Here is a 12,299-nt window from a genome sequence, read left to right as displayed (position 1 = left end):
GGGGCGCGGCGCGTGTCACAGCCCTACGGTGTTCCGCACGGCACCCGCCGGACCTAGGGTCAAGGTCATGTTCGCTGCCTACGCCGCCCGAATCGACCGTGACCAGCCGCTGAACGGCCTTGAGTTGGGGGATCGCCCGGCCCCCGAGGCCCGCCCCGGCTGGACGACCGTGAACGTCAAGGCCGCCTCCCTCAACCACCACGACCTGTGGTCCCTGCGCGGGGTCGGACTCGCTGAGGACAAGCTCCCGATGATCCTCGGCTGCGACGCCGCCGGGATCGACCAGGACGGCAACGAGGTCGTCCTGCACTCCGTCATCGGCCAGTCCGGTTACGGGGTCGGGCCCCGGGAGGGCCGGTCCATCCTCACCGAGAAGTACCAGGGCACTTTCGCCGAGCAGGTGACCGTGCCCGAGTGGAACGTGCTGCCGAAGCCGAAGGAGCTCAGCTTCGAGGAGGCGGCCTGTCTGCCGACCGCGTGGCTGACGGCGTACCGGATGCTGTTCACCAACGCCGGGGTGCGGCCCGGTGACTCCGTGCTCGTGCAGGGCGCGGGCGGCGGGGTCGCCACGGCCGCGATCGTCCTCGGCAAGGCGGCCGGTCTCAAGGTCTTCGCGACCAGCCGCGACGAGGCCAAGCGCAAGCGCGCCCTGGAGCTCGGCGCCGTCGAGGCCGTCGAGTCGGGTGCGCGGCTGCCGCAGCGCGTGGACGCCGTCATCGAGACGGTCGGCGCGGCCACCTGGTCGCACTCCATCAAGTCGCTCAGGCCCGGCGGCACGGTCGTCATCTCGGGTGCCACCAGCGGTGACCGTCCCTCGCACGCCGAGCTGACCCGCGTCTTCTTCCTGGAGCTGAAGATCGTCGGGTCGACGATGGGCTCGAAGGACGAGCTCGAGGACCTGCTGTCGTTCTGCGCGGCCACCGGCGTGCGCCCCGTGATCGACGAGACCCTCCCGCTGGACCGCGCCCGGGAGGGCTTCGAGCGGATGGAGGCCGGCGGCCAGTTCGGCAAGATCGTGCTGACGGTCTGACCTTGCTGGACCCTGCCTGACCCGGCGGATCCGTGAGGGTCGAGGGGGTGTGCCCCTCGACCCTCCCCGCGCCGGCCGTCGCGCGGGTCAGTCCTTGGGTGTCCGCAGGGACGCCCCGATGTGTGCCGCCGCCTCCGACAGCCGGCGCCGGGCCTCGCGGAGTTGGTCCTCCGTCACCCCGTGGTCCCTGGCCGTGTCGCGGATGTCGTCGCGGAAGCGGTCGAGGAGACGGTCCAGATCACGGGCCGGGTCGCCGGTCGAGTCCTCGTGGCTCCACGACGGCAGATACTCCGCGGGGATGTCGCCATGGGTGACCCGCGCCTCGGGCCCGGCGCCGTCCGAAGGGGCCGCGCCGCCCGCCTCCTTGCCGAAGTACTTGCCGAAGTCGCCGAACTCCTTGGCCAGTTCGGTCAGGCCCTCCCGGACCCCCGTGGGCCAGTCGCCCTGCGCGAAGTGGTCCTGGACCTGGTCCTGCACCCGCTTCGCCAGACGCTGGACCTGCTCCTGCGCCTGCTCGCGCGCCTGCTCCTGCGCCTCCTTGGCCTGCCGGCGCGCCCGCTGGGCCTCCTCGCGGGCCCGGCGGCTCTCGTCCTTCGCGCGCCGTGCCTGCTCCTTCCATTCCTGCCGGGCGCGGCGCAGCTCCTCCTTGGCCGCGCGCCACGCCTCCTTGTCCCCGAAGTCCTGGAAGTCGCCGAACGGGCCCGGCCGCTCGCTCTTGCGCGTGGTCGTCCCCGACCCGTTCCTCGCCTCCGAGGCGGCCGCCCGCATCTCCCGGCGCAGATCGCCCGCCGCGCCCCGCACGTCGTCCCGGATCTCGGCGGCGAGCTCCGCCACGGACTCGCGGATCTCCAGCTCCAGGTCGGCCAGCTCACCGCTGCGGTCGGCCAGCTCGGCGCGGCCCGCGTCGGTGATCGAGTAGACCTTTCTGCCGCCCTCCGTGGTGTGGGTGACCAGCCCTTCGGCCTCCAGCTTCGCCAGGCGCGGGTACACCGTGCCCGCCGAGGGCGCGTACAGGCCCTGGAAGCGCTCCTCCAGGAGCCGGATCACCTCGTACCCGTGGCGCGGGGCCTCGTCGAGCAGCTTCAGGAGGTACAGGCGCAGGCGGCCGTGGGCGAAGACGGGGGGCATGTCAGAGCACCTTCTTGTCGGCCGGGCCGCCGGCGGCGGCGTCAGGGGCGGTGGGGGAGTCGGCAGCGGGGGAGCGCTCGACGGGGGCGTCCGCGGCGGGGGCATGGGTGTCGTCCTCCGCCGGAGGCCGCCGCAGGAGCGCGATCGATCCGGAGACCGTCGTCGCCTTCAGCTTTCCGCGGCCCGTGCCGAGCCTGCCCGTGATGCTCTTGGCGCCCCAGTGACCGGCGACCCGCAGATCCTCGAAGGCGTTCGACACGGATCCGCTCGCCGTGTTCGCCTCGACCTCGGCGTCCGCGGGGTGCGGGAGTCGGATCGCGATCTCGCCCGAGACGCTCGTCAGGTTCACATCCGTCGCCCGGTCGGCCGGGTCGAGGTCCACGATCATCGAGCCGCTCACCGAGTCGGCCCGCACGGAGGGGCCGGCGCCCTCGACGACGGTCAGGTCCCCGGAGACGGAGTTGAAGCGCAGATCCCCGGTCACCGCCTGGGCCTCGACATTCCCGGAGACGGTGTCCGTGCGCACATCGCCCGCGACGCCGACCAGTGTCGTGTCGCCGCTGACGCCCTTGACCTCCGTACGCCCCTGCATCCCGGACACGACCGCGCCGGCGCCGACGACGCCGACCTCGACTCCCGTGGCTGCCGGGACCGCCAGGGACACGACCGCGCTGCGGCGCCAGCCCTTGGGGTCGAGCCACTTGAGGAAGCCCTTCCAGGGCAGATCGTCGTACGCGACGGTCAGCACGCCGTCCGTCAGGGTCACCTGGAGCGGGGGCCCCTCGATCGCGGACACCTCGAGGCGGGCGGAACCTTCGTCGGTGCCCACGACGTTCACCGTTCCGTTGACGATGCGTACGTGGAGCGTCGACACGGGCTCGTCGAAGGCGAGCTTGTGGGGCTCTGCCACGGACCACTCGGGCATGGTGCGACCTCCTCGGAGGGACGGCTCGGGAGCGGACGCGTTGTATCGCATCCTCGTGAGACACGATATATCGCGGATACGGAAAGTCAAGACAGTCGCGACTGGATTCTGTCGCATCAGCCACTGCGTGCAGGGACATTCATGGGCCGAACCACGCAAACTGGCCTAGCGTTGAGTCCATGCCGTCCGACCCCACCGCCGACTCCGCCGGCACCCCCGCCCCGCAGGCCCGGGCCGCGGGAGCGCTGCTGCTGTGCCGCGCCGACCCCACCACCGTCGGTCCCGCCGCCCAGCTCCTGCGCGAACGCATGCTCATCGCCCCGGCGGGACCCGACTGGAGCGTCCTGGTCCCCGAGGGCAAGCCCTGGCTGCACGGCGGCGAATCCGTCGACAGCGTCCTCGCGGGCTGGGCCGCGGCCCTCGCCGTCAGCGTCCCCTGGCCGGTGCTCGCCCTGTGGTGGGACTCCGACCACGGCGGCTACACCCTCGCCTCGGGGTTCCGCCGCCCCGTCGGCTACGTATGGCTGGCGAACGGCACACCCGTCGGCGAGGACGAAGCGATGCGCTCGTTCGCCGCGCGGCTCGGCCTCGACCCGGTCCTGGACCTGCAGTCGCTGGAGGAACTCACACGGTCCGACAGCGGGGCGGACTCCCGCGCCCGTCTGCTCGGCCTGCTCGCGGTCCTCACGCGCGCGGGGCTCACGCTCCCGGCCGGCCTGACCCCCGGCGAGCCCGCCGACCGGCTGCGCGAGGTCGCGCGCGTGCAGCCCGGCGCCGAACACATCGAGTGGTCCGGCTGGCGCGACGCCGTCCGCGCGGAACTCGACGTCGTCGAACGCGGCGCCCTCGGACCCTGGCTGCGCGGCCCCACGGCGGGCACCGCGGCGGCGGTCCAGCTCGCCGTGGGCGTCCCGCTCACCGTGTGGGGCCTGCGCCGGCACGGCATCGGTTGGGCGGTCGCGGGCGCGCTCCTCGTCGTGCACGGCGCGCTCGGCCTCGCCTACGACCGGCTGCGCGCCTGGGACTGAGGCCTGCTCGGGAGCGCTACTCGTCGTCGTCCTCGTCGTCGAGCCGCGCCAGCCATGTCGCAAGCCGCTCGACCGGTACCTCGAAATCCGGGTTCAGGTCGACGAACGTGCGCAGCTGCTCGGCGAGCCACTCGAAGGTGACCTCCTCCTCGCCGCGCCGCTTCTCCAGTTCCTCGATGCCGCGGTCGGTGAAGTACATGGGCCAGTCGCTCCTGGGGTGATACGGATGTGGGGCCCGGAACGACGTTCCGGGCCCCACAATCGTACGTACGAGGTCAGGCTGCTCAGGCCTCGAAGACCTCACGCACCAGCTGCTCCTGCTCCGCCTGGTGACGCTTCGCCGAGCCGACCGCCGGGGACGAGCCGTGCGGCCGCGAGATGCGGCGCAGGCGCTCACCGTGCGGGACGTCGGCGCCGACCGCCAGGTCCAGGTGGTCGATCAGGTTGAGGGCGATGAAGGGCCATGCGCCCTGGTTCGCCGGCTCCTCCTGCGCCCACAGGTACTTCTCCGCGTTCGGGTACTTGGAGATCTCCGCCTGGAGCTCAGCACCCGGCAGCGGGTACAGGCGCTCGATGCGGATGATCGCCGTGTCCGTCACGCCGCGCTTCTGACGCTCGGCCTCGAGGTCGTAGTAGACCTTGCCCGCGCAGAAGACGACCTTGCGGACCGCGGCCGGGTCCACCGAGCTGTCGCCGATGACGGGACGGAAGCCGCCCGTCGTGAACTCCTCCGCCTTCGACGCGGCGGCCTTGAGGCGCAGCATCGACTTCGGCGTGAAGACCACCAGCGGCTTGTGGTGGGGGTTGTGCACCTGCCACCGCAGGAGGTGGAAGTAGTTCGACGGGAGCGTCGGCATGGCGACCGTCATGTTGTTCTGCGCGCACAGCTGGAGGAAGCGCTCCGGGCGGGCGGACGAGTGGTCCGGGCCCTGGCCCTCGTAGCCGTGCGGCAGGAGCAGCGTGACGCCGGAGGTCTGGCCCCACTTCTGCTCGGCGGCCGAGATGTACTCGTCCACCACCGTCTGCGCGCCGTTGACGAAGTCGCCGAACTGCGCCTCCCACATCACGAGCGACTCGGGACGGGCCAGCGAGTAGCCGTACTCGAAGCCCATGACCGCGTACTCGGAGAGCAGGGAGTCGTAGACGTTGTAACGCGCCTGGTCGTCCGAGAGGTACAGCAGCGGGGTGAAGTCCTCGCCCGTCTCACGGTCGATCAGGACCGCGTGGCGCTGGCCGAACGTGCCGCGGCGCGAGTCCTGGCCCGAGAGGCGCACCGGGGTGCCCTCCAGGAGCAGGGAGCCGATGGCGAGCGTCTCGCCCATGCCCCAGTCGATCGTGCCGTCCTCGATCATCGCCGCGCGGCGCTGCAGCTGCGGCAGCAGACGCGGGTGGACGGTGACGCGGTCGGGAATGTTGACCTGCGACTCGGCGATCCGCTTCACGGTCTCCTGGGAGATCGCGGTGCTGACGGCGACCGGGAACTCGGCCTGCGGGTCGATGGCCGGGACCGGGGCCGGGAGCGACGTGGCCTCGCGGACCTCGGCGAACACCTTCTCCAGCTGGCCCTGGAAGTCCTGCAGCGCCTGCTCGGCCTCTTCGAGCGTGATGTCGCCACGGCCGATGAGGGACTCGGTGTAGAGCTTGCGCACCGAGCGCTTCTTGTCGATCAGGTCGTACATCAGCGGCTGCGTGAACGCCGGGTTGTCCGACTCGTTGTGACCGCGGCGGCGGTAGCAGATCAGGTCGATGACGACGTCCTTGTTGAACGCCTGGCGGAACTCGAAGGCCAGACGGGCAACGCGGACGACGGCCTCGGGGTCGTCGCCGTTCACGTGGAAGATCGGCGCCTCGATCATGCGGGCCACGTCCGTGGCGTACATGGAGGAGCGCGACGACTCCGGGGCGGCGGTGAAGCCGACCTGGTTGTTGATGACGATGTGGACCGTGCCGCCCGTGCGGTAGCCGCGCAGCTGCGACATGTTGAGCGTCTCGGCGACCACACCCTGGCCCGCGAAGGCCGCGTCACCGTGCAGGGCGACCGGCAGGACCGTGAAGTCCGTGCCGCCCTTGTTGATGATGTCCTGCTTGGCGCGGACGATGCCCTCGATGACCGGGTCGACCGTCTCCAGGTGGGACGGGTTCGCGGCCAGCGAGACCTTGATCTGCTCGCCGTCCAGGCCGGTGAAGGTGCCCTGGGCGCCCAGGTGGTACTTCACGTCGCCGGAGCCGTGCATCGACTTCGGGTCGAGGTTGCCCTCGAACTCGCGGAAGATCTGCGCGTACGACTTGCCGACGATGTTCGCCAGGACGTTCAGGCGGCCGCGGTGGGCCATGCCGATGACGACCTCGTCCAGGCGCGACTCGGCGGCGGAGTCGATGACCGCGTCGAGCAGCGGGATGACGGACTCGCCGCCCTCCAGGGAGAAGCGCTTCTGGCCGACGTACTTCGTCTGCAGGAACGTCTCGAACGCCTCGGCCGCGTTCAGCCGGCGCAGGATGCGCAGCTGCTCCTCGCGCTCCGGCTTGGTGTGCGGGCGCTCGACGCGGTCCTGGAGCCACTTGCGCTGCTTCGGGTCCTGGATGTGCATGTACTCGATGCCGGTGGTGCGGCAGTACGAGTCGCGCAGGACGCCGAGGATGTCGCGCAGCTTCATCATCGACTTGCCGGCGAAGCCGCCGACCGCGAACTCGCGCTCCAGGTCCCACAGGGTGAGGCCGTGCTCGGCGATGTCCAGGTCGGGGTGCTTGCGCTGGCGGTACTCCAGCGGGTCGGTGTCGGCCATGACGTGGCCGCGGACCCGGAAGGAGTGGATCAGCTCGAAGACGCGGGCGGCCTTCGTGACGTCGTCGTCGTGCGAGGCGTCGATGTCCTTGAACCAGCGGACCGGCTCGTAGGGGATCCGCAGCGCCTTGAAGATCTCGTCGTAGAACTCGCCCTCACCGAGGAGGAAGTTCGCCACGACGCGCAGGAACTCGCCGGAGGCGGCGCCCTGGATGACCCGGTGGTCGTAGGTCGACGTGAGCGTCATGACCTTCGAGATGCCGAGCTTGTTCAGGGTGTCCTGGGACGTGCCCTGGAACTCCGCGGGGTAGTCCATCGAGCCGACGCCCATGATGACCGACTGTCCGGGCATCAGGCGCGGCACGGAGTGGACGGTGCCGAGGCCGCCGGGGTTGGTCAGCGAGACCGTGACACCGGTGAAGTCGTCCATGCCGAGCTTGCCGTCGCGGGCGCGGCGGACGATGTCCTCGTAGGCCTGCCAGAACTCGAAGAAGTTCAGCGTCTCGGCCTTCTTGATGCCCGCGACGACCAGCTGGCGCTCGCCGTTGGGCTTCACCAGGTCGATGGCGAGGCCGAAGTTCACGTGCTCCGGCTTGACCAGGGTCGGCTTGCCGTCCTTCTCCGCGAAGGAGTAGTTCATCGACGGCATGGCCTTGATGGCCTGCACCATCGCGTAGCCGATGAGGTGGGTGAAGGAGATCTTCCCGCCCCGGGCGCGCTTCAGGTGGTTGTTGATGACGATGCGGTTGTCGAACAGCAGCTTCACCGGGACCGCGCGCACGGACGTCGCCGTGGGGACCTCGATGGAGGCGTTCATGTTCTTCGCGACGGCGGCGCTCGGGCCGCGCAGCGTCACGAACTCGGGGCCGCCGGCGGCCTCGGTCGCGGGCTGCGCCTTGGCGGGAGCGGGGGCCTTCACGGCAGCGGCGGCCGGCTTCGCGGGCGCCGCGGCGGCGGGCTTGGCCACCGGGGCGGCCGGAGCGGCCTTGGCCGGAGCCGGAGCCGGAGCTGCGGCCGGAGCCGGGGCTGCCGGAGCGGCGGGCGCCGCGGCAGTGCCCGCAGCCCCCGCGGCTGCGGTACCGGCGGTGCCGGGACCGGAACCCTGTGCGGGGGCTCCGGTCGTCGGCTGGGCCGGGGCACCCGGCTTGTAGTCGGCGAAGAAGTCCCACCAGGCTCGGTCAACCGAATTCGGGTCCTGGAGGTACTGCTGATAGATCTCGTCGACGAGCCACTCATTGGGACCGAAAGCGGCTGCAGGGCTCTTGCCCTGCCCCTCTTGGTCGGTCGAGGTGCTCGAGTTACTGGGGGACTGTGGCGACACGGCGGTAACCGCCCTCTTCCGCTTCTCACAAGGTGATGGACAGCGGGAATAAAGGCTACGCCTCCAACACCGGGACTTGCAGACCGGGCCGGGCATCCGTCGCGTAAGTCACACCGGAAGCCGTGTTTCGGCGCTGGAAATGGCGGGAAACAAGCGGGGTTCCGGTTCACCTTGGGTACGTCCTTGTACGAGTGCGGCCCATGGGCCCGCACCCCGTGACGAACAGCACGGCGATCTTGTGCTTCCGGTTCGAACCCTACGTCAACCTTGAGTGCGGGGCAGGCCCGGAAGAGTGACCTGGATCCGGCAGCCACGAGCCGATTCGGCCACGCCGATCCGGCCGCCGTGCAGGTCCACGGCCCACCGGGCGATGGCGAGGCCGAGACCGGTGCCGCCGTCGCTGCCGGGACCGTGTGCGGCGCCCTTCACATGGCCGCCCCGGTTGAAGCGCTCGAAGACGCGGTGCCACTCGGAGCGGGGGATGCCGGGGCCCTCGTCGAGGACCTCCAGATCGAGCGACTCCGGATAGAGGCCGCGCCGCGCGAGCACGGTCACCCGGCCGTGCGGCGGGCTGTGTTTCACGGCGTTGTCGATGAGGTTGGCCACCACCTGGTGGATCCGCTCGGGGTCCGCGTGCGCGGTCAGCTCGGGCGGGGACACGTCCAGGTGCAGATGCACGTCCGTACGCGTGTGGGTGCCGGAGCCCGAAGCGATGCCGGCGCGCTGCGAGGCGACCATGTTGGCCTCCTTCAGGACGCCCGACAGATACGGCCACACCTCGAAGCGGCGCGCCTTGAGCGGGACCACGCCGTTGTCGAGCCGCGAGAGGTCGAGCAGCGTCTCGACCAGCCGGCCCAGGCGCTCGGTCTGTTTCAGGGCGGTGCGCATGGTCTCGGGGTCGGCGGCCGAGACCCCGTCCACGACGTTCTCCAGGACGGCGCGCAGGCCCGCGATCGGGGTGCGCAGCTCGTGCGAGACGTTCGCCACGAGTTCCTTGCGCTGCTGGTCCTGGGCCTCCAGGTCGTCGGCCATGCGGTTGATGGTCGCGGCCAGGTCGCCCAGCTCGTCGCGCCGGTCGGCGCCACGGACCCGGCGCGTGTAGTCGCCGTGCGAGATGGAGCGGGCGACCGTGTTCATCTCGTCCAGCGGCGCGGTCAGCGAGTGCGCCACGAACTGGGTGATGAGGAGCGTCGCGATGACTGAGAAGACCGTGATGAAACGGAGCTCGGTCTGGGTGCGGACGGCGACCATCAGCAGTCCGGTCGTGATGAACACCGAGACGACGACCAGCGTGCCGAGCTTGGTCTTGATGGAGAACGGCCGCAGACCGCCCTGCACCCAGTGGCCCGCGAGGGGCCGGGCGGCCGGGGGAGCACCGGGCGGGAGGCCCGGCGGCCCGGGCTCGTACCCGTCCGCGTCCCGTACGTCGGATGCGCCGCCGCTGCCGGTCATGGCGTCGGCGTCTCCAGCGCGTAGCCCACACCGTGGACGGTGCGGATCCGCTCGGCGCCGATCTTCCGGCGCAGCGCCTTGATATGGCTGTCGACGGTCCGGGTGCCCGACGCGTCCGCCCAGTCCCACACCTCGGCGAGCAGCTGCTCACGCGAGAGGACGGCGCGGGGCGTGTTGGCCAGGCAGACCAGGAGGTCGAACTCCGTGGGCGTCAGATGGACGTCCTCGGAGCGCACCCGCACCCGGCGCTGTGCGTGGTCGATCTCCAGCTCGCCGAGCCGCAGGATGCCGCTCCTGGGCGTGGCCGCCGCGAGCGCAGCGCGCTCGACCCTCCGCAGCAGGACGTGCACGCGCGCAGCGAGCTCCCGCATCGAGAAGGGCTTCGTCATGTAGTCGTCGGCACCCACGCCGAGCCCGACGAGCATGTCCGTCTCGTCGTCGCGCGCCGTGAGCATCATCACCGGCACCGGCCGCTGCGCCTGCACACGGCGGCAGACCTCGAGCCCGTCGAAGCCGGGCAGCATGATGTCGAGGATCAGCAGGTCCGGCTGCCATGCCTCGGCCGTGTCGACCGCCGCCGGACCGTCCTGTGCCGTTTGCACGAGGAATCCCTCGGCACGCAGCCGCGCGGCGATGGCGTCGACGATCGTGGGGTCGTCCTCGACCACCAGGACCCGTCGCTGGGCACCCGGCGTCGCCGTGCTGCCGTTGTGGGAGGTGTGTGTCTGCTCCATCGCCCCGCCCCTGAATGCGCACATCCGTGTGCGCTTGACGCTTGAATGATCTGGGTTTCGGCAGTCAGCGTACGGGGAGTTACCGCGAGTCGGCTACGCAGCCCTGACCCCGAGATGTACGACGTCCGGAACGCCCCGGACAACCGGGATCTCTTCGGTGCGGACCGACCGGAATCCGGCATTCCGCAAGGTTCCTTCAAAATTTGCGGAGGGCTGTGCGGACCACACGGCGAGGACCCCGCCAGGGTTGAGCCGTGCCCGGCAGGCCGCGAGACCTACCGGTGAGTAGAGACTGTCATTACCCTCCGTCACCGTCCAGTCGGGTCCGTTGTCGACATCGAGGCACAGTGCGTCGTACGTCTCGGTCGATTCCTGGACGTACGAGACAAGGTCCGCCTCCACAATCTCCGTGCGCGGATCGGCGAGCGCGGACCGTGACAGCTCGGACAGCGGGCCCTCGCGATGCCAGTCGACGATCGCCGGCTCGCGCTCGACGACGGCGATGCGGCCCCAGCGGGAATGCGCAGCCGCGTGTGTGAGGGAGAATCCGACACCGAGCCCGCCGATGAGAATTCCGGGCGCCGGGCGGTCGTCGAGGGCGTCCAGCGCCGCGTCGACCAGGAGGCGCTCGGAGCGGCCGTCGGACGTGTCCATCAGGAAGCATCCGTTGGCGATGATCTGGAGCAGCGCGCCGTGGCGCCGCAGTACGACCTCTCCGAACGGCCCTTCGCGCCGGTCGAGAACGACGGGGGCGGTGTGGTCGGTGTCGTACGGGACGGGGTACGAGGTGGACATGGCGTCCATCCTGCCGCAACCGGCGCGACGCCTGGCCGTCCCTGGAAACGGAGTTGGGGGCACTCCTGTGCAGGTCCTGTGGATCATGCCGCACGTGGCGTCGGTCATGGACAGCGCGGGTACGAGTGGCGAAAGCTGGGGCGGGCCGGAAGGGAAAGGATGCCGCAGGTGGAGCGTGGCGTGACGGTCGAGGCCGGCGGGGCGGACATTTCTTCGAAGGCTGTTTCTTCGGGGGCTGTCTCTCCGGCGACGCCTTCTCCGGGGACGCATTCTCCGGCAACGCCGCCCGAGGCTTCGAGGCGCCTGCTCGATGCCGTCCCGGCTCAGTCGGCGGCCTGTGGCAGCGCGCCCGCCGCTCCCGGATCCGTGACCGGCGAGCGCACACCGCCCGAGACCGTCGGCCCCCGGCGCCGGATTCGCCCCTGGCGGCTGCTGCCGACGCCCACGGGAACGCCGTTCACCTTCGCCTACGCCGCCGTGCTCGTCGGCACGTCTCTCTTCGTGCTGTTCGCCGAACCCGGCGTCGTCGCGTCCGCGCTGCGGGGTTCCAGCACCGACGTGGCGCACCTCGCGCACACGCCCGTGTTCGTGCTGGTCGCCAGTGCGCTGTGGATCGACGGCGGGATCACGTCGCCGTTCGCGATCGCCTTCCTGGTCGTCCTCACGGCGCTGGAGCGCCGGATCGGCGGCCGGCGCACCGCCGGTGTCTTCGTCCTCGGCCACACCGTGGCGACGCTCGCCACGGAGGTGCCCGTCGGGCTCTCCGTGATGGCCGGACATCTGCCCGAGAGCTCGCTGCACCGCCTCGACTACGGGATCAGCTTCGGCGTGGCCGCGAGCGTCGGGGCGCTCGCGGGTCTCCTCACGCCCTGGCCGCGCTGGGCCGTGCTCGCCGTCGTCGGCGGGATGCTGGTCGAGGACCTCGTCGAGTTCACGGACCCGATGACGAGCTGGGGTCACCTCATGGCGCTGGCCATCGGCGTCGGGACCTGGCCGCTGGTGCGCCGGTGGCGCCGTGCGCCGGGACCGTCCGTGGCCTGACGCGTCACCCGTCCCCCGGCCGGCCCATCGTCGGGTACGTCACACACCCCCTCTGAGCTGTGG

At 70.9% G+C, this 12,299-nt stretch carries 10 protein-coding genes; 3 read left to right on the top strand and 7 right to left on the bottom strand.

Going from position 1 to position 12,299, the window contains the following annotated elements; genetic code table 11:
• The first annotated feature begins 67 nt into the window (after positions 1-67).
• Complete coding sequence (locus OHO83_RS17640; protein ID WP_266674057.1) at positions 68-1,030, top strand: zinc-binding dehydrogenase; 963 nt, start codon at positions 68-70, stop codon at positions 1,028-1,030.
• 87 nt (positions 1,031-1,117) lie between these two features.
• On the opposite strand, the gene OHO83_RS17635 is transcribed toward OHO83_RS17640, so the two are convergent.
• Both OHO83_RS17635 and OHO83_RS17630 read right to left on the bottom strand, forming a co-directional pair.
• Positions 1,118-2,158: a PadR family transcriptional regulator gene (locus tag OHO83_RS17635; protein WP_266674059.1), complete on the bottom strand. Its 1,041-nt coding sequence runs from the start codon at positions 2,156-2,158 to the stop codon at positions 1,118-1,120.
• A gap of 1 nt (position 2,159) precedes the next feature.
• On the bottom strand, positions 2,160-3,083 hold the full coding sequence (locus tag OHO83_RS17630) for a DUF4097 family beta strand repeat-containing protein (protein WP_266674061.1): 924 nt from the start codon (positions 3,081-3,083) through the stop codon (positions 2,160-2,162).
• 179 nt (positions 3,084-3,262) lie between these two features.
• Here OHO83_RS17630 and OHO83_RS17625 point away from each other — a divergent pair, with 179 nt between their 5' ends.
• The gene (locus tag OHO83_RS17625; protein ID WP_266674063.1) at positions 3,263-4,111 is read left to right on the top strand and encodes a hypothetical protein; all 849 of its coding nucleotides are present in this window, start codon (positions 3,263-3,265) and stop codon (positions 4,109-4,111) included.
• Between the two features lie 16 nt (positions 4,112-4,127).
• Here OHO83_RS17625 and OHO83_RS17620 read toward each other — a convergent pair whose 3' ends face one another.
• The 5 genes from OHO83_RS17620 to OHO83_RS17600 all read right to left on the bottom strand — a co-directional run bounded on the left by OHO83_RS17620 (position 4,128) and on the right by OHO83_RS17600 (position 11,195).
• Positions 4,128-4,310 carry a DUF6104 family protein gene (locus OHO83_RS17620; RefSeq protein ID WP_019075209.1) on the bottom strand — a complete coding sequence of 61 codons (183 nt, stop codon included), beginning with the start codon at positions 4,308-4,310 and terminating at the stop codon, positions 4,128-4,130.
• Positions 4,311-4,395: 85 nt separating this feature from the next.
• Positions 4,396-8,214, bottom strand: a complete 3,819-nt coding sequence (locus tag OHO83_RS17615; RefSeq protein WP_266674065.1) for a multifunctional oxoglutarate decarboxylase/oxoglutarate dehydrogenase thiamine pyrophosphate-binding subunit/dihydrolipoyllysine-residue succinyltransferase subunit — start codon at positions 8,212-8,214, stop codon at positions 4,396-4,398.
• Between the two features lie 261 nt (positions 8,215-8,475).
• Positions 8,476-9,666, bottom strand: a complete 1,191-nt coding sequence (locus OHO83_RS17610; RefSeq protein ID WP_266674067.1) for a HAMP domain-containing sensor histidine kinase — start codon at positions 9,664-9,666, stop codon at positions 8,476-8,478.
• Positions 9,663-10,400: a response regulator transcription factor gene (locus tag OHO83_RS17605; protein ID WP_116510033.1), complete on the bottom strand. Its 738-nt coding sequence runs from the start codon at positions 10,398-10,400 to the stop codon at positions 9,663-9,665. The genes OHO83_RS17610 and OHO83_RS17605 overlap by 4 nt, the downstream gene beginning before the upstream one ends.
• A 93-nt stretch (positions 10,401-10,493) precedes the next feature.
• Positions 10,494-11,195 (bottom strand): spermidine synthase, encoded by a 702-nt coding sequence (locus OHO83_RS17600; protein ID WP_266674069.1) that lies wholly within the window; start codon positions 11,193-11,195, stop codon positions 10,494-10,496.
• 366 nt (positions 11,196-11,561) lie between these two features.
• On the opposite strand from OHO83_RS17600, the gene OHO83_RS17595 reads away from it, so the two are divergent.
• Positions 11,562-12,236, top strand: a complete 675-nt coding sequence (locus tag OHO83_RS17595) for a rhomboid-like protein (protein ID WP_405635330.1) — start codon at positions 11,562-11,564, stop codon at positions 12,234-12,236.
• The last annotated feature ends 63 nt before the right edge of the window (positions 12,237-12,299 follow it).

The sequence above is a fragment of the Streptomyces sp. NBC_00569 genome, from assembly GCF_036345255.1.
Classification (GTDB): Bacteria; Actinomycetota; Actinomycetes; order Streptomycetales; family Streptomycetaceae; genus Streptomyces.
This window is presented reverse-complemented; position numbering and strand designations above follow the sequence as displayed.

Excerpts from the sequence above, each read along its gene's own strand:
- OHO83_RS17640 (WP_266674057.1), top strand. The coding sequence starts at position 68 with ATGTTCGCTGCCTACGCCGCCCGAATCGACCGTGACCAGCCGCTGAAC.
- OHO83_RS17635 (WP_266674059.1), bottom strand. The coding sequence starts at position 2,158 with ATGCCCCCCGTCTTCGCCCACGGCCGCCTGCGCCTGTACCTCCTGAAG.
- OHO83_RS17630 (WP_266674061.1), bottom strand. The coding sequence starts at position 3,083 with ATGCCCGAGTGGTCCGTGGCAGAGCCCCACAAGCTCGCCTTCGACGAG.
- OHO83_RS17625 (WP_266674063.1), top strand. The coding sequence starts at position 3,263 with ATGCCGTCCGACCCCACCGCCGACTCCGCCGGCACCCCCGCCCCGCAG.
- OHO83_RS17620 (WP_019075209.1), bottom strand. The coding sequence starts at position 4,310 with ATGTACTTCACCGACCGCGGCATCGAGGAACTGGAGAAGCGGCGCGGC.
- OHO83_RS17610 (WP_266674067.1), bottom strand. The coding sequence starts at position 9,666 with ATGACCGGCAGCGGCGGCGCATCCGACGTACGGGACGCGGACGGGTAC.
- OHO83_RS17605 (WP_116510033.1), bottom strand. The coding sequence starts at position 10,400 with ATGGAGCAGACACACACCTCCCACAACGGCAGCACGGCGACGCCGGGT.
- OHO83_RS17600 (WP_266674069.1), bottom strand. The coding sequence starts at position 11,195 with ATGTCCACCTCGTACCCCGTCCCGTACGACACCGACCACACCGCCCCC.